The 24,069-nt window shown below is 66.5% G+C and carries 22 protein-coding genes; 17 read left to right on the forward strand and 5 right to left on the reverse strand.

All coding sequences use genetic code 11. The features are described from left to right. The first annotated feature begins 167 nt into the window (after nucleotides 1–167). From gcvP to ugpC, 6 genes are all read left to right on the forward strand, one after another. On the forward strand, nucleotides 168–3,017 hold the full coding sequence (gcvP, locus tag E1832_RS08415; protein WP_133359300.1) for an aminomethyl-transferring glycine dehydrogenase: 2,850 nt from the start codon (nucleotides 168–170) through the stop codon (nucleotides 3,015–3,017). A 363-nt stretch (nucleotides 3,018–3,380) separates the two neighbouring features. Then, a complete protein-coding gene (locus E1832_RS08420; RefSeq protein ID WP_133359301.1) occupies nucleotides 3,381–4,616 on the forward strand; it encodes an acyl-CoA dehydrogenase family protein in 1,236 nt (411 codons plus the stop codon). Nucleotides 4,617–4,843: 227 nt separating this feature from the next. Next, nucleotides 4,844–6,157, forward strand: a complete 1,314-nt coding sequence (gene ugpB / locus E1832_RS08425; protein ID WP_133359302.1) for a sn-glycerol-3-phosphate ABC transporter substrate-binding protein UgpB — start codon at nucleotides 4,844–4,846, stop codon at nucleotides 6,155–6,157. A gap of 59 nt (nucleotides 6,158–6,216) precedes the next feature. Next, on the forward strand, nucleotides 6,217–7,098 hold the full coding sequence (gene ugpA / locus E1832_RS08430; protein WP_133359303.1) for a sn-glycerol-3-phosphate ABC transporter permease UgpA: 882 nt from the start codon (nucleotides 6,217–6,219) through the stop codon (nucleotides 7,096–7,098). Further along, a complete protein-coding gene (ugpE, locus tag E1832_RS08435; protein WP_133359304.1) occupies nucleotides 7,098–7,946 on the forward strand; it encodes a sn-glycerol-3-phosphate ABC transporter permease UgpE in 849 nt (282 codons plus the stop codon). The genes ugpA and ugpE overlap by 1 nt, the downstream gene beginning before the upstream one ends. Nucleotides 7,947–7,950: 4 nt before the next feature. Further along, entirely contained in the window at nucleotides 7,951–9,042 is a 1,092-nt protein-coding gene (gene ugpC / locus E1832_RS08440) for a sn-glycerol-3-phosphate ABC transporter ATP-binding protein UgpC (protein WP_133359305.1), read from the forward strand. Between the two features lie 267 nt (nucleotides 9,043–9,309). On the opposite strand, the gene E1832_RS08445 is transcribed toward ugpC, so the two are convergent. Then, the gene (locus tag E1832_RS08445) at nucleotides 9,310–9,849 is read right to left on the reverse strand and encodes an adenine phosphoribosyltransferase (RefSeq protein WP_133359306.1); all 540 of its coding nucleotides are present in this window, start codon (nucleotides 9,847–9,849) and stop codon (nucleotides 9,310–9,312) included. 340 nt (nucleotides 9,850–10,189) lie between these two features. Here E1832_RS08445 and E1832_RS22490 point away from each other — a divergent pair, with 340 nt between their 5' ends. After that, nucleotides 10,190–10,363, forward strand: a complete 174-nt coding sequence (locus E1832_RS22490; RefSeq protein ID WP_165978836.1) for a hypothetical protein — start codon at nucleotides 10,190–10,192, stop codon at nucleotides 10,361–10,363. Nucleotides 10,364–10,714: 351 nt separating this feature from the next. On the opposite strand, the gene E1832_RS08450 is transcribed toward E1832_RS22490, so the two are convergent. Next, complete coding sequence (locus tag E1832_RS08450) at nucleotides 10,715–11,344, reverse strand: LysE family translocator (protein ID WP_133359307.1); 630 nt, start codon at nucleotides 11,342–11,344, stop codon at nucleotides 10,715–10,717. A gap of 69 nt (nucleotides 11,345–11,413) precedes the next feature. Next, a complete protein-coding gene (locus E1832_RS08455) occupies nucleotides 11,414–12,292 on the reverse strand; it encodes an S-methyl-5'-thioadenosine phosphorylase (protein WP_133359308.1) in 879 nt (292 codons plus the stop codon). Between the two features lie 191 nt (nucleotides 12,293–12,483). Between E1832_RS08455 and E1832_RS08460 the strand changes: the two genes are divergently transcribed. Beyond that, nucleotides 12,484–12,666, forward strand: coding sequence for a hypothetical protein (locus E1832_RS08460; RefSeq protein WP_133359309.1), 183 nt, complete (start codon nucleotides 12,484–12,486; stop codon nucleotides 12,664–12,666). Between the two features lie 204 nt (nucleotides 12,667–12,870). Then, a complete protein-coding gene (locus E1832_RS08465) occupies nucleotides 12,871–13,782 on the forward strand; it encodes an AEC family transporter (RefSeq protein WP_245513911.1) in 912 nt (303 codons plus the stop codon). A gap of 81 nt (nucleotides 13,783–13,863) precedes the next feature. Here E1832_RS08465 and E1832_RS08470 read toward each other — a convergent pair whose 3' ends face one another. Beyond that, a complete protein-coding gene (locus E1832_RS08470) occupies nucleotides 13,864–14,469 on the reverse strand; it encodes a flavin reductase family protein (RefSeq protein WP_133359310.1) in 606 nt (201 codons plus the stop codon). Between the two features lie 79 nt (nucleotides 14,470–14,548). Here E1832_RS08470 and E1832_RS08475 point away from each other — a divergent pair, with 79 nt between their 5' ends. The 6 genes from E1832_RS08475 to ptsP all read left to right on the forward strand — a co-directional run bounded on the left by E1832_RS08475 (nucleotide 14,549) and on the right by ptsP (nucleotide 20,963). Next, on the forward strand, nucleotides 14,549–15,055 hold the full coding sequence (locus E1832_RS08475; protein ID WP_133359395.1) for a GNAT family N-acetyltransferase: 507 nt from the start codon (nucleotides 14,549–14,551) through the stop codon (nucleotides 15,053–15,055). A 54-nt stretch (nucleotides 15,056–15,109) separates the two neighbouring features. Beyond that, on the forward strand, nucleotides 15,110–15,871 hold the full coding sequence (locus E1832_RS08480; protein ID WP_133359311.1) for an EcsC family protein: 762 nt from the start codon (nucleotides 15,110–15,112) through the stop codon (nucleotides 15,869–15,871). Nucleotides 15,872–16,023: 152 nt separating this feature from the next. Then, complete coding sequence (locus E1832_RS08485) at nucleotides 16,024–16,467, forward strand: DUF1178 family protein (protein WP_133359312.1); 444 nt, start codon at nucleotides 16,024–16,026, stop codon at nucleotides 16,465–16,467. Nucleotides 16,468–16,471: 4 nt separating this feature from the next. Beyond that, complete coding sequence (locus E1832_RS08490) at nucleotides 16,472–17,119, forward strand: SDR family NAD(P)-dependent oxidoreductase (protein WP_133359313.1); 648 nt, start codon at nucleotides 16,472–16,474, stop codon at nucleotides 17,117–17,119. Between the two features lie 315 nt (nucleotides 17,120–17,434). Next, on the forward strand, nucleotides 17,435–18,673 hold the full coding sequence (locus E1832_RS08495) for an aspartate kinase (RefSeq protein ID WP_133359314.1): 1,239 nt from the start codon (nucleotides 17,435–17,437) through the stop codon (nucleotides 18,671–18,673). A 46-nt stretch (nucleotides 18,674–18,719) separates the two neighbouring features. Further along, nucleotides 18,720–20,963 carry a phosphoenolpyruvate--protein phosphotransferase gene (gene ptsP / locus E1832_RS08500; RefSeq protein ID WP_133359315.1) on the forward strand — a complete coding sequence of 748 codons (2,244 nt, stop codon included), beginning with the start codon at nucleotides 18,720–18,722 and terminating at the stop codon, nucleotides 20,961–20,963. A 130-nt stretch (nucleotides 20,964–21,093) separates the two neighbouring features. Here the strand turns inward: ptsP and E1832_RS08505 are convergent, their stop codons facing one another. After that, nucleotides 21,094–21,495, reverse strand: a complete 402-nt coding sequence (locus E1832_RS08505) for a hypothetical protein (RefSeq protein WP_133359316.1) — start codon at nucleotides 21,493–21,495, stop codon at nucleotides 21,094–21,096. Nucleotides 21,496–21,610: 115 nt separating this feature from the next. Here E1832_RS08505 and edd point away from each other — a divergent pair, with 115 nt between their 5' ends. Continuing rightward, nucleotides 21,611–23,431: a phosphogluconate dehydratase gene (edd, locus tag E1832_RS08510; RefSeq protein WP_133359317.1), complete on the forward strand. Its 1,821-nt coding sequence runs from the start codon at nucleotides 21,611–21,613 to the stop codon at nucleotides 23,429–23,431. Next, complete coding sequence (gene eda, locus E1832_RS08515) at nucleotides 23,421–24,068, forward strand: bifunctional 4-hydroxy-2-oxoglutarate aldolase/2-dehydro-3-deoxy-phosphogluconate aldolase (RefSeq protein WP_133359318.1); 648 nt, start codon at nucleotides 23,421–23,423, stop codon at nucleotides 24,066–24,068. Before edd ends, eda begins: the two co-directional genes overlap by 11 nt. Nucleotide 24,069 lies beyond the last annotated feature (1 nt).

The raw sequence follows: 24,069 nt of genomic DNA on the forward strand, positions 1-24,069 counted from the left end.
GTGAACGGCGGGCCGAAACCGTCCGGCGGGCGGTTTCGGCAACGACCGGGCCCGGCCCGGGATAGCCCGCCGCCGGGGGCTCGGCGCCTCCGGCGGGATATAATCTAACGCAAGAAGATCAGGGGCGGTGTCCGGTCCGGGCGCTGCCATGCCAGAGAGACATCGCAATGACCTACACGCCCACCGATTACCTGCCCTATGATTTCGCCAACCGCCGCCATATCGGCCCCTCGCCCAGGGAAATGGACGAGATGCTGGGCGTGGTCGGTGCCGACAGCCTGGAGGCGCTGATCGACCAGACCGTACCCAAGGCGATCCGGCAGGCGTCCAAGCTGGATTTCGGCAAACCCAAATCCGAGCGCGAGCTGCTCTGGCACTTGCGCCGGGTGGCCGAGAAGAACAAGGTGCTGACCTCGCTGATCGGGCAGGGCTATCACGGCACGGTGACGCCGCCGGCGATCCAGCGCAACATCCTGGAAAACCCGGCCTGGTACACCGCCTATACCCCCTATCAGCCGGAGATCAGCCAGGGCCGGCTCGAGGCGCTGTTGAATTTCCAGACCATGATCAGCGACCTGACCGGGCTGGAGGTGGCCAATGCCTCGCTGCTGGACGAGGCCACCGCCTGCGCCGAGGCGATGACCATGGCGCAGCGGGTGGCGAAATCGAAGGCCATGGCGTTCTTTGTTGATGAGAACTGCCACCCCCAGAACATCGCGGTGATGCAAACCCGCGCCGCGCCGCTGGGCATCGAGGTGATCATCGGCGCGCCGGAGAGCCTGGAGGCCGACAAGGTGTTCGGCGCCATTTTCCAGTATCCGGGCACCTTTGGCCATCTGACCGATTTCAGCGCCTCCATCGCCGCCCTGCACGACAACAAGGCGGTGGCGATCATGACCGCCGACCCGATGGCGCTGACCCTGCTGAAAGAGCCGGGAGCGATGGGCGCCGACATCGCCGTGGGCAGCGTTCAGCGGTTCGGCGTTCCGATGGGCTATGGTGGCCCGCACGCCGCCTATATGGCCTGCCGCGACGCCTATAAACGCAACATGCCGGGCCGGATCGTCGGCGTCAGCGTCGACAGCCACGGCAACCGCGCCTATCGGCTGTCGCTGCAGACCCGCGAACAGCATATCCGCCGCGAAAAGGCGACCTCAAACGTCTGCACGGCGCAGGCGCTGCTGGCGGTCATGGCCTCGTTCTACGCGGTGTTCCACGGGCCCGAGGGGCTGCGCGCCATCGCGCAGCGCATCCACCGCAAGACCGCACGGCTGGCCAAAGGGCTGGAGGCGGCAGGCTTCAAGGTCGAGCCGAAGCAATTCTTCGACACTCTGACCGTCGATGTCGGCCTGTTGCAGCGCGGCGTGTTGCAGGCCGCCGTGCGCGAGGGGGTGAACCTGCGCCGGGTCGGCAGCTCGAAGGTGGGCATCACGCTGGATGAACAGACCCGCCCGGCCACCATCGAGGCGGTCTGGCGCGCCTTTGGCATCATCATGGACGCGGAGGAGGTGACAAGCGAATACCGCCTGCCCGACGCGCTCCTGCGCGAAAGCTCCTATCTCGATCACCCGATCTTTCACATGAACCGGGCCGAGACCGAGATGATGCGCTACATGCGCCGTCTGGCCGACCGCGATCTGGCGCTGGACCGGGCGATGATCCCGCTGGGCTCCTGCACGATGAAGCTGAACGCGGCGGCCGAGATGATGCCGATCTCCTGGCCTGAATTCGCCGATCTGCATCCCTTCGTCCCCGCCGATCAGGCCCAGGGCTATGCCGAGATGATTGCCGATCTCTCTGCCAAACTCTGCCAGATCACAGGGTACGCCGCCTTTTCGATGCAGCCCAATTCCGGCGCACAGGGGGAATACGCGGGCCTGCTGACCATCTCGGCCTGGCACCGGTCGCGCGGCGAGGGTCATCGCAAGGTCTGCCTGATCCCGGTCAGCGCCCATGGCACCAACCCCGCCAGCGCCCATATGGTCGGCTGGGACGTGGTGGTAGTGAAATCGGCCGAGAACGGCGACATCGACCTCGACGATTTCCGTGCCAAGGCCGAAAAGCACGCCGGTAACCTTGCCGGCTGCATGATCACCTATCCCTCGACCCACGGGGTGTTCGAGGAGACCGTGCGCGAGGTCTGCGAGATCACCCATGCCCACGGCGGCCAGGTCTATATCGACGGCGCCAACCTGAACGCGATGGTGGGCCTTGCCCGACCCGGCGACGTCGGCGGCGATGTGAGCCACCTGAACCTGCACAAGACCTTTGCCATCCCGCATGGCGGTGGCGGCCCCGGCATGGGCCCGATCGGCGTGCAGGAGCATCTGGTGCCCTTCCTTCCCGGCCATCCCCACACCGGCGGCGCCGAGGGGCCGGTCTCGGGGGCGCCGTTCGGTTCGGCCTCGATCCTGGCGATCAGCTGGGCCTATTGCCTGTTGATGGGCGGCGAGGGGCTGACCCAGGCGACCCGGGTGGCGATCCTGAACGGCAACTACATCGCCAAGCGCCTCGAGGGGGCCTATGACGTTCTGTACAAGGGCGGCAAGGGTCGGGTCGCGCATGAATGCATCATCGACACGCGGCCCTTCGCCGACAGCGCCGGGGTCACCGTGGATGACATCGCCAAGCGGCTGATGGACTGCGGGTTCCACGCGCCGACGATGAGCTGGCCGGTCGCCGGCACGCTGATGATCGAACCCACCGAGAGCGAGACCAAGGCCGAGCTTGACCGGTTCTGCGATGCGATGCTGGCGATCCGCGAAGAGATCCGCGCGATCGAGGAGGGCCGGATGGACCCCGAGAACAACCCGCTGAAACACGCCCCCCACACGATGGAGGATCTGGTCAAGGACTGGGAGCGCCCCTATTCGCGCGAACAGGGGTGTTTCCCGCCGGGCGCCTTCCGGGTCGACAAGTACTGGCCGCCGGTGGGCCGGGTCGACAACGTTTATGGCGACCGCCATTTGGTCTGCACCTGCCCGCCGCTCGAGGATTACGTCGAGGCGGCGGAGTAAAACGCAACGGGCGGGCCTTTGGCCCGCCATTTCTTTATGGACCCCGCCTCTGGACGGGTCTCCTGCGGGCTTCTTCCCGGGCCTCTCTGCGGCGCGAAACGCCATTGGGCGGGGGCCGGAGCGCGGCGCGAATCAAGTTCCTGCGGCGGAACCGACCGGATCCTCTGTTTTGCTTGGCGAAACCGTCTTTCGCACATGCCCTGGGCCTGAAATTTTTCGGCGCATCTGAAAAACGCTTTAAATTTCAGGGGATGCAAGGTGTGACGTGCCGTCAACACGCTGGACATTTGCCGCGACCCCGCGCAGTCTCTGACCCAAGCGCAGGGCCGGGATTTGGCCGGCCAGACGGGAGGGAGAGCCGAAATGAACATGTCATTCACCATTCGAGAAGAGAACGAAAAGCTGTTGCAGCGGGTCCGCGACGTGATCCGCGACGAGGTCATGCCGCTGGAGGAGGAGTATCAGCAGGAAATCGCCAAGGGCAGCCGCTGGGAATACACCGACCGCCAGTCCGAAATTCTCGAAGGCCTCAAGGCGAGCGCAAAGGCGCAGGGGCTGTGGAACTTCTGGCTGACCGACAGCGACAAGGGCTTTGGCCTGACCACCGTCGAATACGCCTATTTCGCCGAAGAGATGGGCAAGACCCCGCTGGGTGCCGAGGTCTTCAACTGCTCTGCCCCCGACACCGGCAACATGGAGGTGCTGGAGCGCTACGGCACCGAGGCGATGAAGGACCAATGGCTCAAACCGCTGCTGGAGGGCGAGATCCGCTCGGCCTATCTGATGACCGAGCCGGACGTCGCCAGCTCGGACGCGACCAATGTGTCGATGTCCTGCGTGCGCGACGGTGACGACTATGTGCTGAATGGCGAAAAGTGGTGGTCCTCCGGCGCCGGCGATCCGCGCTGCAAGGTCTATATCACCATGGTCAAGACCGGTGGCGAGGATGCCCCGAAGCACCAGCGTCATTCGATGATCGTGGTCCCAGCCGACGCCCCCGGCATCGAGGTGCTGCGCGCGATGGAGGTCTATGGCCACGACGACGCGCCGCACGGCCATATGCATATCCGTTTCACCAATGTCCGTGTGCCGGCGGAAAACCTGCTGGTGGGCGAGGGCAAGGGCTTCGAGATCTCGCAAGGCCGCCTCGGGCCGGGCCGCATCCACCACTGCATGCGCGCCATCGGTCAGGCCGAGATCGCGCTGGAGCGGATGTGCAAACGCTCGCTGCAGCGCGAGGCCTTCGGCAAGAAACTGGCGCAGCTTGGCGCCAACTACGACATCATTGCCGAATGCCGGATGGATATCGAAACCGCCCGGCTGCTGTGCCTCAAGGCGGCCTGGTACATGGATCAGGGCGACGCCCGCGCCGCGGCGCCCTGGATCAGCCAGATCAAGGTGGTGGCGCCGCGCACTGCGCTGAAGGTCATCGACGAGGCGGTGCAGATGTTCGGCGGCGCCGGCGTGTCGCAGGACACCCCGCTGGCGATCGCCTGGACCCATGTGCGCACCCTGCGCCTGGCCGACGGCCCCGACGCGGTGCACCGCCGTCAGGTCGCCCGGACCGAGCTGAGGAAATACACACAGGAAAAAGTCTGAGCGGCATCGCCGCCGGACAGCATGATCAGGCGGCCCCCCGGGGCCGCCTTTTTTCTTGCCCGGCTTTCGCCGCCGAAACCCCGCCAATGTTCATATGAACGTCACATAGTTTCATTCGAGTGTCATCTACCGCTCCTAAGACCGCCCGGCGGGCGCCGATCCCGCCTTGGCAGTTTCAATGACGGGCCGGCGGCTTCGCCTCATCGGTCCCGCCGAAGGAGAACGAGATGACCATCAAGACCATTCTGACGGCCACGACGGCCCTCGCCATCGCCGCCCCGGCCTTTGCCGCCGACAAGGCCCAGGTGCAGTTCTGGCACGCCATGGGCGGCGAGCTGGGCACCATCGTCGATACATTCGCCGCCGATTACAGCGCCGGTTCGGAAACCTGCCAGATCAACGCCGTCTACAAGGGCAACTATACCGAGAACATGACCGCCGCGATCGCCGCCTTCCGCGCCGGCGAGCAGCCGCATGTGGTGCAGGTCTTCGAGGTCGGGACCGCCACCATGATGGCCGCCGAGGACAAGGGCGCGGTCTATCCCGTCTACAAGCTGATGCAGGACGCCGGCGTCGATTTCGACCAGTCCGCCTATCTGCCTGCCGTGGTCTCCTATTACACCGACACCGACAACAACCTGCTGTCGCTGCCCTTCAACAGCTCGACCCCGGTCATGTGGTACAACAAGACCGCACTGGACGCCGCCGGCGTTGCCGTGCCCACCACCTGGGACGAGGTCGAGGAAGCCGCCCGCGCGCTGAAGGCCAATGGCGTCGAAAAGCCGTTCTCGATGGGCTGGCAGTCCTGGACCCAGATCGAGAACTACTCGGCCTGGCACAACATCCCGATGGCGTCCGAGGAAAACGGGTTCGCCTCGCTGAAGACCGAGTTCACCTTCAACAACGACGCGGTGGTCAACCATATCCAGCGCATCGCGGATATGGGTAAAGAGGGGCTGTTCGGTTACGGCGGCCGTCGCGGCGACTCGCGCGGGATGTTCGTCAACGGCGAAACCGCGCTGTGGATCAACTCCTCGGCCTATTACGGCGGCTTCAAGAGCGACATCAAGGATTTCGAATTCGGCCAGACCATGCTGCCGCTCGACACCGCCGTGGCCGACGCGCCGCAGAACTCGATCATCGGCGGCGCCACCCTGTGGGTGCTCAACGGCCACAAGAGCGACGAATACAAATGCGTCGCCGAATTCTTCCAGTACCTGTCGCAGCCCGAGCAGCAGGCGTTCTGGCATCAGAACACCGGCTATGTTCCGATCACCACCGCCGCCTATGAGCTGTCGAAAGAGCAGGGCTTTTACAAAACCGATCCCGGCACCGACACCGCGATCAAGGAACTCAGCCTGAACACGCCGACGCCGAATTCCAAGGGCATCCGTTTTGGCAACTTCGTGCAGGCGCGCGACATCATCAACGAAGAGCTGGAGGCCGTCTGGGCCGGCGACAAGACCGCGCGCGAGGCGATGGACGCCGCGGTCGAGCGCGGCAACGCGCTGCTGCGCAAGTTCGAAGACGCAAACTCCTGAGTTCGAAATCGGCGCGGGCGGCCTCCTTTGGGGCCGCCCCTGCCTTTGCTGGCGGTCCCATGCAGAAACGTGTCATCTTTCGGTCCAGGTCGCTGCCCTATCTGCTGGTGCTGCCGCAGATCGCGGTCACCCTGGTGTTCTTTTTCTGGCCGTCCTACCAGGCGCTGGAAAGCTCGTTCTTCATCGAGGACGCCTTCGGGTTTTCGCGCGAATGGGTCGGCCTGCGCAATTACCGCGACCTGTTCGCGGATCCCGGTTATCTCAGATCCTTCCGCACCACGCTGGTCTTCGGGCTGTCGGTGACGGCGCTGGCGCTGGGGACGTCCCTGGGGCTGGCGGTCGCGGCCAACCGGGTGCTGCGCGCCGCGCAAAGCTATCGCACGCTGCTGATATGGCCCTATGCGGTGGCGCCGGCGCTGGCCGGCGTGATCTGGTACTTCCTGATGAACCCGTCGATGGGTATCGTCGCCTACTGGCTCAAGGGGCTGGGGGTGGAGTGGAACCACTACGTCAACGGGAACCAGGCGCTGATCCTTGTGGTGGTTGCCGCCGCGTGGAAACAGATCAGCTATAATTTCCTGTTCTTCCTCGCCGGTCTGCAAAGCATCCCGAAATCCCTGATCGAGGCTGCCGCCATCGATCGCGCCGGCCCGATCCGCCGGTTCTGGACGATCACAATGCCGCTGCTGTCGCCGACGACCTTCTTCTTGCTGGTGGTCAATCTCGTCTATGCCTTTTTTGACACCTTCGCGCTGATCCACGCCACCACCAATGGCGGGCCGGCCGATGCCACCTCGGTTCTGGTGTTCCGGGTCTACAACACCGGCTTTATCGGCCAGGACTATGGCTCCAGCGCGGCGCAGTCGGTGGTGCTGATGGCGCTGGTGATCGGCATGACCTTCATCCAGTTCCGTTATGTCGAGCGCAAGGTGACGTACTGATGGTCGAAAACCGCCCCATCCTGAACATCCTGACCCATGCAGTCCTGATCCTGGGCGTACTGTTCCTGTGCTTTCCGGTCTGGATGGCGCTGGTCGCTTCCACCCATGGCGCCGAGGCGCTGTCCAGGGCGCCGATCCCGCTGTGGTTTGGCGGCCAGGGCTGGGACAACTATACCCAGCTTCTGTCCGCCGGCCTGCCCGCGGCCGGCGGCGTGCCGATCGGGATGATGATGATGAACAGCCTGATCATGGCGCTGGTCATCACCTTTGGAAAGATCGCGATCTCGATCATCTCGGCCTATGCGATCGTCTATTTCCGGTTTCCCTTCCGCATGGGGTTCTTCTGGATGATCTTTCTCACGCTGATGCTGCCGGTCGAGGTGCGGATCCTGCCCACCTTCGACGTGGTCACCAGACTGGGGATGCTCAACACCTATGCCGGGCTCACCATCCCGCTGATCGCCTCGGCGACGGCGACCTTCCTGTTCCGGCAATTCTTTCTCACCATCCCGGACGAGCTGGTCGAGGCGGCCCGTATCGACCGCGCCGGTCCGGTCCGCTTCTTCATCGATATCCTGCTGCCGATGAGCCGCACCAATATCGCGGCGCTCTTCATCATCCTCTTCATCTATGGCTGGAACCAGTACCTCTGGCCGCTGCTGGTGACCACGGAAGAGGGTCTTTACACCGTGGTCATGGGGATCCAGCGGATGGTGAACTCGGGCGAGGCGCTGCCGGTGTGGCACTTCGTCATGGGCACCGCCATTCTGGGTATGATCCCGCCGGTGGTGGTCGTCGTGGCGATGCAGAAACTCTTCGTCAAAGGCCTGGTCGAAAGCGAGAAATAACAACATGGCGACCCTTCATCTGAACGCGCTTGGCAAAACCTATCCCGGCGGCGTGACCGCCGCATCGGAGGTCTCGGTCGAGATATCCGACGGCGAATTCGTCGTCCTCGTCGGCCCCTCCGGCTGCGGCAAATCCACCATCCTGCGGATGATCGCCGGGCTTGAGACGATCACCGAGGGCGAGCTTTCCATCGACGGCGCCCGCGTCAACGACCGCGAGCCGGGCGAGCGCGATATCGCCATGGTGTTCCAGAACTACGCGCTTTACCCGCATATGAGCGTGCGCAAGAACATGGAATACGGGCTGAAGAACGAGGGCCTGCCAAAGGCTCAGATCGCCGCGCGCATCGCCGAGGCCGCCCGCACCCTGCGGCTGGAAGAGTATCTCGACCGCAAGCCGCGGCAGCTCTCGGGGGGGCAACGCCAGCGCGTCGCCATGGGCCGCGCCATCGTGCGTCAGCCCAAGGTGTTCCTGTTCGACGAGCCGCTGTCGAACCTCGATGCCAAGCTGCGCACCCAGCTGCGGGCCGAACTCAAGGCGCTGCACCGGCGGCTCGGCGCCACCTTCGTCTATGTCACCCATGACCAGGTGGAGGCGATGAGCCTGGCGGACCGGATCGTGATCATGAATGCCGGCCGGGTCGAGCAGATCGGCACACCGATGGACCTCTACCTGCGTCCGGCGAGCCGTTTTGTCGCCGAATTCATCGGCAGCCCCTCGATGAACATGCTGGAGGGGCGCATCGGCGCCGATCGCGCCAGCGTGACCTTCGGGCAGGCATCGGCGCTGTCGCTTGGCTTCGATCTGCCGGGGCCGGCGGGCCATCCCATCGCGCTGGGCGTGCGGCCCGAGCATCTGCACCTCGCGCCGGGCGGGGCAGGGGGGATCGATCTTGCGGTGCAGTTCATCGAACAGCTGGGCGCCGACACGGTGGTGCATGGCGCCGTGCCCGGCGCCGCCGGGCCGCTGGCGGTGCGGCTGGCGGGCGTGCAACGGTATGAGGCGGGGGCGGTGCTGTCGCTCGCCTGTTCGGCGGAGAACCTGCATCTGTTCGATGCGGAAACCGGGGTGCGGCTGGCGGCGGATGCCGTGTAGAGCGTTCCAAACGCACTGATCGGAATGAATGGGGGGCGGAGCGGAGCGCAGTTTCGCCCGAATAGCGCCGCAGGCGCCGGGCGGGCGCCTGCCCGGTCCGGCGGGCTGACGCTTTGGCGACGGTGTGCCCCTTTCATATCATGGAGGGGTTTGGCTGGGACAAAGCGCGCCGCTCGCCTGTTGCGCGCGTCATCCCCCGGGCAGGCGCCCGCCCGGCGCGCGTTGCGCCAAGGGGGGCAGGTCGTTCAGCGCTCGGAGCGGCCCCGCTCACTCCCCCTCGAAGGAACACAGGGCGTGCACGTCCATGCCCAGCCCCTCCAGCACCTTGCGTCCGCCCAGATCGGGCAGGTCGACGACAAAGGCGCAGCTGACGATATCGCCGCCCAGCCGCTCGATCAGCTTGATGCCCGCCGCACAGGTGCCGCCGGTGGCCAGCAGATCGTCCACCACCAGGATCTTTTCGCCCGGCGAAATGGCGTCGTCATGGATCTCGACGATCGCTTCGCCGTATTCCAGCTTGTAGTCTTGGCTGATCGTGGTGCCGGGCAGCTTGCCCTTCTTGCGGATCGGCACGAAACCGACGCTGAGCTGGTGCGCGATCGCCCCGCCCAGGATGAAGCCGCGCGCCTCCAGCCCCACCACCTTGTCGATGCGCTCGCCCGCATAGGGGTGCAGCATCTGGTCGATCGCCATGCGGAACCCGCGCGGGTCGGCGAACAGCGTGGTGACATCGCGGAACATGATCCCCTCATGCGGGAAATCCACGATGGTGCGGATATAGTCTTTGACGGATGCGGGTTTGGTCATGGCACGGCTCCGGCTGAAATCAACGCGCCGGGTTTGGCCGATGCGGCTCGCGCATGCAAGGGGCGCGTGCCGGAGCCTTTCGTCCCACCGCCCGGGGGGGCGCAGGAAGGGCCGCTCAGTGCGGCGTGTCGCGATAGCGGCGGTAAAGCGCGGCGGGCAGCCAGCTCAGATGCGGTTTGTTCCAGTCCCGGCGGTCGCGCGTCAGGAATGCCTGTGCTGTGTGAAGGTTCATTTGCCTTTCCTTTCGTTTTGATGTTACGTCGATTGCATATCGACAATCCCTATACAACGTATATACAAGGGATGTACCAAGCTCAAGGGGCGATGGGACAGAACGCGCGTGGCGAAAAAAGAGAACAAGCCTTCCAGCAAGAAGAACAGCCAATTGGTGCTGCGCCTCGACAAGGACGAGCGTGACGCCTTTGTCGAGCTGTGCAAGCAGATGGATACCAGCGCGGCCCGGGAAATCCGCCGCTTTATCCGCGAGTTCATGAAGGAGAACGCGGCGGAATAACCCCCGGTCCTCTCCCGGCAGAGATGAGCGCCCGACTGCCGGTGGGCGCCGATGCGCTGTCGGCTCTCAGCTCAGAGCATCGCGCGCCCTCTGAGCCAACCCAAGCCCCCTTGCGCGGAACAAGGCCGCAGGCCGCCGCGCAAGCGCCGGACCGTCCCTGCGGTCTGGCGCTTGGCCGACGTGGGCGCGCCGATCGGATGTCGTCCGGATTTGGCAGGGATAAAGCGTGCCGATCAGACGACGCTGCGCCAGCCCCCCGGTCCGGCGCTTGAGCGGCTCGCTCGATAGGGCGAGCCTCGGAGATAGGATGGAGGATTGCCAGGGCGCCGCTTGCGCCGCGCCCTTCCCGCCTTACGCCGGCCGCCTCAGCACCGCCGTGGCAACCCCCATCCCCATCAGCGTCAGGCCGCCGGTCCGGGTCAGCCCGGTGATCACCCGCGGCCGTCCGATCCAGGCCCGCAGCCGGTCGGCCAGCAGCGCATAGGCCAGCGCATTCAGCGCCGCCAGCCCCACGAAGGTGGCGATCAGGATCGCGAACTGCGGCACCAGCGGCTCGGCGGGGCGCAGGAACTGCGGCACGAAGGCGATGAAAAAGGCGATGGATTTCGGGTTCAGGGCGGTCACCGCCGCCGCATGGCCGAACACCCCGCGCGCGGTGATATCGGTCTTGCGCGCCATCTCCTGCATGCCGGTGGCGGGCGCGCTGCGCAACAGCTTCCAGCCCATCCACAGCAGATAGGCAGCCCCGACCCATTTCAGCACCGTAAACAACATGGCCGAGGTCATCACCAGCGCCCCCAGCCCGGCCAGCGAGGCGGTCATCGCCACGAAATCCCCCAGCGCCACGCCTGCGGCACTGGCCAGCGCGACGCTGCGCCCCTTGCTCAGCGCATAGCTCAGAACCAGCAGGATGGTCGGCCCCGGGATCAGCAGCAGCACGGTGGAGGCGGCGACAAAGGCCAGCCAGAGATCGAGAGACATGGGATCACTCCTGAACAAAACGGTGCAGCTTTGCGCCGGACGTCGCAGAAATCAAGCCGGCTGCGGGCCTCAGCCATTCAGCACCCGGCCCGCCACCGCGTCGAGCTTGGCCACCAGCGCCGGATCGCGTTTCTCCGGCGCGGTCATGATGGCAAACTCCAGTGCCCGGTCGCAGCCGCAGGGACAGGGCGAACGCTCTGCCCCCAGCAGGCTGGGCAGCCGGCGCACCTTGTCGCGCCCCTTGTGGGCGTTGCCGGTCAGCGTGGCGATGATCTGGGTGATTTCCACCGCGCCGTGATCGGGGTGCCAGCTGTCGTAATCGGTGATCATCGCGACGGAGGCATAGCAAAGCTCGGCCTCGCGGGCGAGCTTTGCCTCGGGCATGTTGGTCATGCCGATCACATCGGCGCCCCACTGTTCGCGGTACATCTTCGATTCTGCCAGCGACGAGAATTGCGGCCCCTCCATCGCCAGGTAGGTGCCGCCGCGATGCACGGTGATGCCGGCCCCCCGCGCCGCCGTCTCGCAGGCGTCGCCCAGCCGCGCACAGGTGGGATGCGCCATGCTGACATGCGCCACGCAGCCGGTGCCGAAAAAGCTCTTGTCGCGGGCGAATGTGCGGTCGATGAACTGATCGACGATGACGAAATCCCCCGGCGCCAGCTCGTCGCGGAACGAGCCGCAGGCGCTGATGCTGATCACATCCGTCACCCCCAGCCGCTTCAGCGCGTCGATATTGGCGCGATAGGGCACATCCGTGGGGCTCAGGTAATGCCCGCGCCCGTGGCGGGGCAGAAAGGCCAGGTCGACCCCGTCCAGACGCCCCGTCAGAATCTCGTCCGAGGGCTCGCCCCAGGGACTCTCGACCTTGACCCAGCGGGCGTCTTCCAGCCCCTCGATCTCGTAAATCCCCGATCCGCCGATAATACCGATTCTGGTTCTGGTCATGCTGCTTGCCCCATCTGTCTGTCGGCGGTGAGATTAGCCACCGCAGGGCGGGGCGCAACCGGCGATCTGCCGCCGGTTGCGCCCCGGTCGCGGCGGGAAGGCTGCGATCCGGGCCGATCTGGTGTAAAATGGCGGCTTCCAAAGGAGCCGGCACCGCCGGCGGAACCCGACCCGGACGGGGAGGACCGATCATGGATGCAATACAGACCGCACAATACGCCCGGGCCCTTTATGGGGCGCACGGCGACAAGGCCGAGGCCGAGGCCGCGAAAAAGGCCCGCGATTGCGAGTTGGCCGCAAAGCCGGACGAAGCCCGGCAATGGCAGGCGGTCCGCGCCGCGATCCGCGCCCTGCGCGGCCCCAACCAGAGCTGATGCGCGGTTGCGGCTGATGGCCTGAGACCCCTCCGCCGGGGGGCGGGTCAGAGTCGCGCCGGAGTCCGGACTGCCCGAACTGGCCGGGCCGCCGGGGCCGGAAACACGCCTGCGTCAGGCCCAACCGGGCGAACTGCGCCCGGCGGCCTTGCCTCTGCGCACACTCCGCTGCACTACTTGCCCCGTCACGGGCGGAGCGCGGTCTTGGTCTTTCTCACCATCCTGCTGGGGCTGATGCCCTCTTTTTTCCTGGTCGGTCTGGGCGGGCTGCTGCGCAACCGCCTGTCAGCCAATGCCTGGCAGGGGCTCGACCGGCTGAATTTCGAGATTCTGTTTCCCGCGCTGCTCTTCGTCGCGGCCTCAAGCCGGCCGATCGCACCGGCGCAGGTGGTCACCATCGCGCCGCTGGTCTGGGGTATCCTGCTGGCCGGGTTGCTGACGGGCGCGCTGGCGCGTCGCTTCGGGCCGCAGCGGTTTCTCGACTTTGCCGGCTGCTGGCAGACCGCCTGGCGGTTCAACACGGCGCTTGGCTTTGTCGCCGTGCACACGCTCTCGCGCGCCGATGTGGGGCTGCTGGCGGTCACGGTGGGCATGGCGGTGCCGGTGGCCAACCTGTTTGCCGTCTCGGCGCTGTCGCGCGGCAATGCGCTGGGGCTGCGGGCGACGGTGGTCAAGGTGGCGCTGAACCCGTTCCTGTTGGCCAGCGTCGCGGGGGTGATCGTCGGCCTGTCGGGCTGGACCGTGCCGGCGCCGGTGCTGGCGCCGCTCGGAATGCTGGCGCAGGCGGCGATCCCGGTGGCGCTGATCTCGATCGGGGCGACGATGAACTGGGGCGCGCTGGCCCGGCTCGACCGGTTCAGCGCGATGCTGACGGGCACCAAGCTGATCGTGCTGCCGGCGCTGGTCTGCGCCGCGGCGCTGGCTGTCGGCGCCTCGGGTCCGCTGGTGGCGGTGCTGGTGCTGTTCGCGGCGCTGCCCACCGCCTCGGCGGCGCATGTGCTGGCGGCTGGTTTCGGCGCCAACCGCGAACTGGTGGCCACCCTGATCGCCCAGTCCACCCTGCTCAGCGCCGCGACGCTTCCGGTCTGGATCACCGTGGCGGAGGTGCTGTTCTGAGCGTTCGCGTGTAGGCAAGAAGGGCGGTCCCCGCCCCGGCGGGCGCTGCCCGGCCTGCGGCCGGGCGAGGCGAAACGTCCCTCAGTCGTCTGGTCGAATCATCTCGAACAGATCGGTCACGCGGGCGTAGTCGCGATACCCCAGCCGGGCCAGCGGCTGATAGGCCAGCACGTCGAACCGTCCGTCGCGGATACAGTCGTCGCGCATGTGCACGCCGACGACCTCGCCCAGCACCAGCACGTTGTTCTGCCCCTCCAGCGGCACAATCTGCGTCATCCGGCATTCCAGCGCGGCGGGCGCATCGGCGATGCGGGCGCAGTCGATTTGCGAACATTCCGCCGCTGTCAGCCCCGCATGGGCAAATTCGTCCACCCCCTTGGGCAGTGTGGCGGATGTGGCGTTGAGCGCCTCGCGCGCGGCATATTCGGCCACGTTCACGCAGAACACGCCGGTGGCGCGGATATTGGCGACGCTGTCCTTTGTATTGTCCTGGTCGGGCTTTTGTCCGGTGCTGGCGAACATCACCTGCGGCGGGGTATAGGCCACCCCGTTGAAGAACGAATAGGGCGCAAGATTGTTCACCCCCTCGGAATCCCTTGTCGAGATCCAGCCGATCGGGCGCGGTGTGATGATCGCGTTGAACGGGTTGTGCGGCAGGCCGTGGCCATCCTCGGGGCGATAGAACATGCGCGTCTCCAGTTGTTTGCCCAAGGGGTAACGTCGTGCTAGGGCGATTTCCAGCTTGGAATGCGAGGCATGGGTAAAGGTGATCGGGCTGCAACCGGAACGCCCCGCCGATTGGTGGGAGGTCGAGGCGCTCTACGACCTGTGCTTTGCGCCGGGGCGCGAGGCGCTGTCATCCTATAGGCTGCGCGATGGCGTCGATCCGGTGCCGGGCCTGTGCCAGGTGGCGCGCGACAGCGACGGCACGGTGGTGGGCGCGATCCGGTTCTGGCCGGTGCACGTCGGCGGCGCGCCGGCGCTGCTGCTGGGGCCGGTCGCCGTGCATCCCACCCATCAGGGCGAGGGGCTGGGGGCGCTGCTGATCAACGAAGGGCTCACCGCCGCCCGCACCGCCGGTTGGGCGCGGGTGATGCTGGTGGGCGATGCGCCCTATTACGGCCGATTCGGGTTTACCCGGCTCGACGGGGTCGAGATGCCGCCGCCCACCAACCCCGATCGCGTCCTTGGCCGCGATCTGGAGCCGGACGCCTGGCGCGATGTGCGGGGGCCGGTGACCCGCTGGAGCGCGGATGTGCCGGCACGGGATTGAATTGCGCCCCGCGGGCTCCGATCTTCTGCCTTATGCGAATCGTGGATCATCCCCATGTCCGGTGACCTGACCCGGGCGGCCCCGGTCGACCCCGCCGCCGAGCTTGATCGCCTCGCCGCGCTCTACCGGGCGGCGGGCGGGCCGGGGATGCGCGTTCTGACCATGCTGGGCGGGCGCGCCGAGGGGCTGCTCGACCGGCTGCCGCCCGAGCTGCGCGGCGGGCTGGGGGCGGCGACCGAACGGGCGCTGGCGCTGTCCATGCGCGCCGCCCAGGGCAGTCGTGGGGCGATCCCCGATCAGCCCGCCTGGGTGGACACCGCGGTGACCACCGCGTTGGGGGCGGCCGGCGGCTTTGGCGGTCTGCCCGGCGCGCTGGTCGAGCTGCCCGCCACCACCACGATGCTGCTGCGCTCGATCCAGGGGGTGGCGGCGCAGGAGGGGTTCGACCCCGCCGCCGGGAATGTGCAGTTCGATTGCATCCGCGTATTTGCCGCCGCCGGACCGCTGGCGGGGGACGACGGCGCCGATCTGGGCTTTCTCACCCTGCGCCTGACGCTGACCGGCGGCGCGATGCAGAAACTGATCGCCAGTGTCTCGCCGCGCCTGGCCGCCTCCCTGGGCCGGAAACTGGCCGCCCAGAGCGTGCCGCTTCTGGGTGCGGTGGCGGGGGCGGGGACCAATTACCTCTATACCCGCTACTACCAGCAGATGGCGCAGGTGCATTTCGGACTGCGCCGGCTGGCGATCGATGCCGATATTCCCCATGCCGAACTGGTGGCCGGACTGGCCGCCCGCATGGGGACCGCGCTGCGCTGAGCGCCGGGGAGGCGCCGGCGATGGCGGTGAATTCCCCGAAACGGTGCAGATTTCGTACAATCCGGCGCGAACGGCCGGCCCGGCACGCCGGCGCCCTTGATCTCTGCCGCGCTGTGGATATCTAATCACAGACCCCAATTGGCGATCCGAAGATGATCCAATACGCCCTGAAATGTGCCGACGGGCACGATTTTGACAGCTGGTTCCAGTCCGCCGCGGCCTTTGACAAACTGGCCGCCGCCGGCATGGTTCAATGCGCCGTCTGCGGCAGCGGCAAGGTGGAAAAGGCGATGATGACCCCGCGCGTGCGCCCGGGCCGCAACGCCGCCGCGCCGGGCGAAACCCTGCCCGAGCGCCCGCTGAGCCAGCCTGCCAGCGCCGCAGAGCTGGCCCTGGCCAGGCTGCGCCGCAAGGTCGAGGAAAGCTCGGACTATGTTGGTATGAATTTCGCCGCCGAGGCCCGCGCCATCCATCAGGGCGATGCGCCGGAACGGTCGATCTATGGCGAGGCCAGGCCCGAAGAGGCCCGCGCCCTGATCGAGGAGGGGGTGCCGGTCGCGCCCTTGCCCTTCACCCCGAACAGAAAGACGAACTGAGCCAATGCATGTTGTAATTACCGGCGCGGGTCGCGGCATCGGACAGGTGCTTGCGGACCGTTACCGCGCCGCCGGCCACCAGGTCAGCGGCACCGCCCGCGACGGCAGCGCCGAGATCGCGCTCGACGTGACCGACCCCGACGGCCACCGGGCCATGGCCGAGGCTCTGGCCGGCCGGCCGGTGGATCTTCTGGTGTGCAACGCCGGTGTCTATCCGGACAAGGGCCAGAGGCTCGACACCGGCTATCCGGCTGAAATGTGGGCCCAGACCTTTGCCGTGAACGTCACCGGCGTGTTTCTTTCCATCCAGGCGCTGCTGCCGAACCTGCGGGCGTCGTCGCCGGGCGCAAAGGTGGCGATCATCTCGTCGCAGATGGCCTCGCATACCCGTGCGCCGGGGGGCAGCTATATCTACCGCGCCTCCAAGGCCGCGGCGCTGAACCTCGGCCGCAACCTGGCCGCCGATCTGCGCGGCGAGGGGATCGCGGTGGGCATCTATCATCCCGGCTGGGTGCGGACCGACATGGGCGGCGGTGCGGCGGAGATTTCCGTCGACGAGGCCGCCGCCGGGCTGGTGGAGCGCTTTGCGGCGCTGGACCTTGCCGATACCGGCTGTTTCCGCACCTGGGACGGGCGCGAACACGCCTATTGACCCCATTCACCCAGACGGTTGGAACCTGCTCTGACCTTTCCGGCGGCGCTCAGAATTCACGCCCGATGTATTGGCTGCCATAAAGTGACGCTTTCACGGCTTGGCGGCGCCAACCCGCGGTCGGGCGCCGCCCTCTGTCGCGCATTTGGGTAAAGGAGCGAAAAGGCAGGTGATGTTCTCGCTCACCACTGCCCGCGTGACGCCCCGCGCCCGGAGGCGGGCGACTCAAATAGCAAAGCACCCCCGCCTTACTCTTGCGCGCTGCGCGCGCTACGCGTAAACCGCGCCGGACTTCGGGATCCAGGGGAAAAGCGCATGCCCGTCCTCGTGATGAAATTCGGCGGCACCTCTGTCGCCAATCTCGACCGCATCCGACGCGCTGCCAAGCGCGTCGGCGTGGAGGTGGCCAAGGGCTATGACGTGATCGTCATCGTCTCGGCCATGTCCGGCAAGACCAACGAACTGGTCGGCTGGGTCGAGGAAACCTCGCCGCTGTTCGACGCGCGCGAATACGATGCCGTCGTCTCCTCGGGCGAGAATGTGACCGCCGGGCTGATGGCGCTGACCTTGCAGGAAATGGACGTGCCGGCGCGCAGCTGGCAGGGCTGGCAGGTGCCGCTTAAAACCACAAGCGCCCATTCCGCGGCCCGGATCGTAGAGATCCCGACCGAGAATATTTCCCAGAAATTCGCGGAAGGCATGCGCGTGGCCGTGGTCGCGGGCTTTCAGGGCATCAGCCCCGAGGGCCGCATCACCACGCTGGGCCGGGGCGGATCGGACACCACGGCGGTGGCTTTTGCCGCCGCCTTCGGGGCCGAACGCTGCGACATCTACACCGATGTGGACGGCGTCTATACCACCGATCCGCGGATCTGCGACAAGGCGCGCAAGCTGGACAAGATCGCCTTCGAGGAGATGCTGGAGCTGGCCAGCCTCGGAGCCAAGGTGTTGCAGACCCGCTCGGTCGAGCTGGCGATGCGCTATGGTGTGAAACTGCGGGTGTTGTCGAGTTTCGAGGAACAGTCCGACAAAGCGGGCACGCTTGTCTGTGCCGAGGAGGATATCATGGAATCCAACGTTGTGAACGGTGTCGCCTATTCCCGCGATGAGGCCAAGCTGACGCTGCTGTCGGTGGCCGACCGGCCCGGGATCGCCGCCACGATCTTTACCGCGCTGAGCGAGGCGGGGGTGAATGTGGACATGATCGTGCAGAACATCTCGGAAGAGGGGCGCACGGACATGACCTTTTCCTGCCCCACCAATGAGGTCGCCCGTGCCGAGGCGGCGCTGGACCGGATCAAGCAGGACGGGCATCTGAACTATGCCGAACTGGTGGCCGATACCGACGTGGCCAAGGTTTCTGTGGTCGGCATCGGCATGCGCAGCCAGTCGGGCGTGGCCGCCAAGATGTTCAAGGTGCTTTCGGATGAGGGGATCAACATCAAGGTCATTACAACCTCAGAGATAAAGATTTCTGTCCTGATCGACCGGAAATACATGGAACTTGCGGTTCAGTCGCTGCATGATGCGTTCGAACTGGACAAGGCCGCCTGAGTGCAATCTGCTCGCACGGTCTGAAGCCGAAATGTGAACGAGGCCCATGCCCGACGGCACGGAAAGCGAGAGTCGCAAGCTGCTGAAACGGCTGCGCGAGGTTATGGCCGGCAGCGATGCCGGACAGACCCGGCTGGACAAGATCACCCATCTGATTGCCGACAGCATGGGGACCGAGGTGTGTTCGGTCTACCTGTTCCGCGATCCCGAGACGCTGGAACTCTGCGCGACCGAGGGGCTGGACGCCGAGGCGGTGCACCACACCCGGATGCGCCTGGGCGAGGGGCTGGTGGGCCGCGTCGCCAGGGCCGGGCGGGTGGTCAATACCCCGAACGCGCCGGCCGAGCCGGGCTTTCGCTACATGCCCGAAACCGGCGAGGAGCGGTATTCCTCTTTCCTCGGGATCCCGATTCAGCGGCTGGGCGAGTCGCTGGGCGTCTTGGTGGTGCAGTCGCGCGAGGCGCGGCAATTCTCTGCTGACGAGGTTTATGCGCTCGAGGTGGTGGCGATGGTCATCGCCGAGATGACCGAACTGGGCGCCTTCGTCGGCGAAGGCGCGGCGCTGTCGCCCCTGCATCAACGCTCGGTGGTGATCCGCGGCACCAGTGCGCAGGAGGGGACCGCCGAGGGCCACGTCTGGCTGCACGAGCCGCGGGTGGTGGTGACCAACCCGATCGCCGACGACCCCCAGCGCGAGCTGGAGCGGTTGAGCGAGGCGGTCGAAGAGCTGCGCGTCGGCGTCGACAAGATGCTGGAATTGTCGCGCGGCGCCGACAAGGAACAGCTTCAGGTCCTCGAGGCCTATCGGATGTTCGCCAATTCCAAGGGCTGGATGCGCCGGATGGAGGAAGACATCGCGCGCGGCCTCTCGGCCGAGGCGGCGGTGGAAAAAGAACAAAGCCTGGCGCGCTCGCGGATTTCCCAGGCGCAGGATTCCTATCTGCGCGAACGGCTCTCGGATCTGGACGACCTGTCGAACCGGCTGCTGCGCATTCTGACCGGGCAGGGCAACAACACCGGCGCCGAACTGCCGCCCGACCCGATCCTGATCGCGCGCAATATCGGTCCCGGCGATCTGCTGGAATACGGACGCACCCTGCGCGGTATCGTCCTGGAGGAGGGCTCGGTCGGCAGCCATGCCGCGATCGTCGCCCGGGCGCTGGCGATCCCGCTGGTGGTGCGCGCCAAGCGGATCACCACCGAGGCGCTGAACGGCGATCACATCATCGTCGCCGGCGATCAGGGGCTGGTCCATCTGCGCCCCGATGACACCGTTGTCAGCGCCTTTCGCGACAAGATCGCGATGCGCGCCGAGGCGCAGCAGCGCTATGCCTCGATCCGCGACAAGCCGGCCGAAACGCTGGATGGTCAGACCGTCGCGTTGCACATGAACGCGGGGCTGATGGCCGATCTGCCGTCGCTCGAAAGTTCCGGCGCCGAGGGCGTCGGCCTGTTCCGCACGGAGCTGCAATTTCTTGTGCGCAACAAGATGCCGAAGCGGTCGGAACTGGTGGCGCTCTATGCGCGGGTGCTGGATGCCGCGCATGGCAAGCGGGTGATTTTCCGCACGCTGGATATCGGCTCGGACAAGGTGCTGCCCTATATGAAGCCCAATGACGAGCCGAACCCGGCGCTGGGCTGGCGCGCGATCCGGGTGGGGCTCGACAAGCCGGGGGTGATGCGGATGCAGCTTCAGGCGCTGATCCGCGCGGCCGATGGCCGGCCGCTGACGGTCATGTTCCCCTTTGTCGCGCAGTTCGAGGAATACCGCGCCGCCCGCGCCGAGGTGGACAAGACCATCGCGCGGGAAAAGCGGCTGGGCCACCGCCTGCCTGAGAATATCGAGATCGGCGCGATGCTGGAGACCCCGTCGCTTGCCTTCGCGCCGCAGAAGTTCTTTGACGAGGTCGGGTTCCTGTCGATCGGCGGTAATGACCTGAAACAGTTCTTTTTTGCCGCCGACCGCGAGAACGAGCGGGTGCGGCGCCGCTACGATACGCTGAATGTCAGCTTTCTGAGCCTGATCGAGCAGATTGTGGAGCGCTGCGACCGCTCGGGCACGCCGCTGAGTTTCTGTGGCGAGGATGCCGGCCGCCCCATCGAGGCGCTGTGCCTTGCCGCTATCGGGTTGCGCAGCCTGTCGATGCGCCCGGCTTCGATCGGCCCGGTCAAAAGCCTGTTGCGTCGCGCCGATCTGGGCGAGGTGCGCAAGATCATCAGCGATGCCCGCCATCGCGGCGATCAGAGCGTGCGGCCGGCTGTCATGGACTATCTGCGCGATCAGGGCTGAGATGCGCCGATGGGTCTGCGCCCGGGCAGAAGGGGCCGGAAACTGAGCCAAACGGGCCGGATTCAATGCCAGGGGATTAGAGTTATCTTGATTTAAACGAACAGGTTTCGTCGATTTATCCACGTTAAAATTAAGATTTTTTGTCTAAATAAAACATTGATCTGAAGTATCTACAGATCTTCTGCCTGCTGTTGATAAAATCCCGGACCGCTGATGCGGGCCCGCCCGAAATGCAGTCCAGAAACGGCCGGAATGCGGCGAAATCCCACGCGCCATCGTCGGTGAGGGGCGAAAGTACTGCTATCGCTCTGTTGATTTTGTCTGCCATGCATCTGGTCGGAATTTTCATATTTTCAAGAAAAAACATGAAAATAAGCGACGGTACTAATGTAAGAAAGCGCGATTTCAGCAATCTCTCGTCGTGTTCGCGCTGGCAGACGGGCATGAACAGGGCGCGATTGGGCGGCGTCGGGGCGCGAAACCTTGCCGCGCAGGGGCCGGTTCGGCGGTTTCCGGTTGCAAATTCGGCCATCGCTTCGGATTGTCAAAGCCAGCACCGGGACAGCGCCTGCGCCGGGCGCGCGGCGGGATTGATCCCGCGCCGCTTTGCTTCGAGGGTGGCGGGCAGCCGCAAGAGCAGGAGAGCAATGACCGTGCACCCCACCATTGTCGACGTGACCGAGCGGATTGTGGCGCGCAGCAGGACCAGCCGCTCTGCCTATCTGGCGCGGATGCGGGCGGCGCGCGATCAGGGGCCGGCCCGGGCGCATTTGTCCTGCTCGGGGCAGGCCCATGCCTATGCCGGCGCCGGTGCGGATCAGGCGGCGCTGGCGACGGGCCATGCGGGCAATCTGGGCATCGTCACCGCCTATAACGACATGCTCTCGGCGCATCAGCCGTTCGAACAGTTCCCCGAGATGATCCGCAAGGCCGCGCGCGACGCCGGCGGCACCGCGCAGGTCGCGGGCGGCGTGCCGGCGATGTGCGACGGCGTCACGCAGGGCGCGCCCGGCATGGAGCTGAGCCTGTTTTCCCGCGACGTGATCGCCATGGCGGCCGGCATCGCGCTGAGCCATAACGTGTTCGATGCCGCCGTGTTCCTGGGCGTCTGCGACAAGATCGTGCCGGGGCTGGTGATCGCGGCGCAAAGCTTCGGCCATCTGCCCGTGGTCTTCCTGCCCGCAGGCCCGATGACCAGCGGCCTGCCCAACGACGAAAAGGCGAAGGTGCGCCAGCAGTTCGCTGCCGGAGAGGTCGGGCGGGACGAGTTGATGGCCGCCGAGATGGCCTCGTATCACGGTCCCGGCACCTGCACCTTCTACGGCACCGCCAATTCCAACCAGATGCTGATGGAGTTCATGGGGTTGCACCTGCCCGGCGCCAGCTTCGTCAACCCCGGCACGCCGCTGCGCGAGGCGTTGACCCGCGCCGGCGCCCAGCGGGCATTGATGCTCTCCGCGCTCGGCAACGAGTACACCCCGGTCTGCCGCATCCTCGACGAGCGCGCCTTTGTGAACGGCATCGTCGGGCTGAACGCGACGGGCGGCTCCACCAACCACCTGATCCATTTGGTGGCGATGGCCCGCGCCGGCGGTATCGTGCTGGACTGGCAGGATTTTTCCGATCTCTCGGCGGTCACGCCGCTGGTCGCGCGGGTCTATCCAAACGGGCTGGCCGATGTGAACCATTTCCATGCCGCAGGCGGGCTCGGCTATACCATCGGCACGCTGCTGGAGGCGGGCCTGCTGCACCCCGATACCGAAACCGTCGCCGGCCCCGGCCTGCACCGCTACACCGAGGAGCCGAAGCTGATCGGCGGCGATCTGACTTGGCAGCCGGGCGCGGGAGAGAGCCTCAACGACCGGATCCTGCGCCCCGCCTCGGACCCGTTCCAGCCCAGCGGCGGGCTGAAGCGGTTGACCGGATCTCTGGGCACCGCGGTGATGAAGGTTTCCGCCGTGGCCCCCGAGCATCATGTGGTCGAGGCCCCGGCCCGCATCTTCGACGATCAGGAGGGGGTGAAATCCGCGTTTCACGCCGGCGAGCTGACCGGCGATCTAGTGGTCGTCGTCCGCTTTCAGGGGCCGCGCGCCAACGGGATGCCGGAATTGCACAGCCTGACGCCGATTTTGTCCATTCTTCAGGGCCGCGGCCAGAAGGTCGCGCTGGTGACCGACGGGCGCATGTCGGGCGCCTCGGGCAAGGTGCCGGCGGCGATCCATGTCTGCCCCGAGGCGCTGGAGGGCGGCCCGATCGCCCGGCTGCGCGATGGCGATCTGCTGCGGGTGGACGCGGTGGCGGGACGGCTGGAGATCCTGACCGACGGGGTGATGGAGCGGGCGCCGGCGCCTGCCGGTCCCTGCGCTCACGGCGCGGGGATGGGGCGCGAGCTGTTCGCGGTGTTCCGCAACGCGGTGTCGCCGGCCACGGCGGGGGCGACGGTGTTCGGGGTCTTCGATGGCGATTGATCCGGCCGCAGCCAGCCGTCGCATGCGCGCGCTTGCCGCCCTGGCCCCAGTGATCCCCGTGCTGGTCATCGAGGACGCCGCCCAGGCCCGCCCGCTGGCCGAGGCGCTGGTGGCGGGCGGGTTGCCTGTGCTGGAGGTGACGCTGCGCACATCCGCCGCGCCGGAGGCGATCCGCGAGATGGCCCGGGTGCCTGGCGCGGTGGTTGGCGCGGGCACAGTGATTACAGCCGCCGATGTTCAGACCGCGTGCGCGGCGGGGGCGCAATTCGCGGTCTCGCCCGGCGCCACCGATGCGCTGCTGGAGGCCTGCGAGGCGGCCGATCTGCCGCTGTTGCCCGGTGCGGCCACGGCGAGCGAGGCGATGGCGCTGCTGGCGCGCGGCTATGACATGCTGAAATTCTTTCCCGCCGAGGCCGCGGGCGGGGCGGCGGTGCTGGCGGCGTTTGGGGCGCCGCTGCCGCAGATCGCCTTTTGCCCCACCGGCGGCGTCAGCCTGGCCAATGCGCGGGACTATCTGGCCTTGCCCACGGTTCCCTGCGTCGGCGGCAGCTGGGTGGCGCCGAAAACGCTGGTCGCTGCCGGCGACTGGCCGGCGGTCCGCGTCCTGGCCGACCAGGCGCGCCGCCTGCGGGCGTAGG

This window comes from Antarcticimicrobium luteum (assembly GCF_004358185.1).
Taxonomy (GTDB): domain Bacteria; phylum Pseudomonadota; class Alphaproteobacteria; order Rhodobacterales; family Rhodobacteraceae; genus Antarcticimicrobium; species Antarcticimicrobium luteum.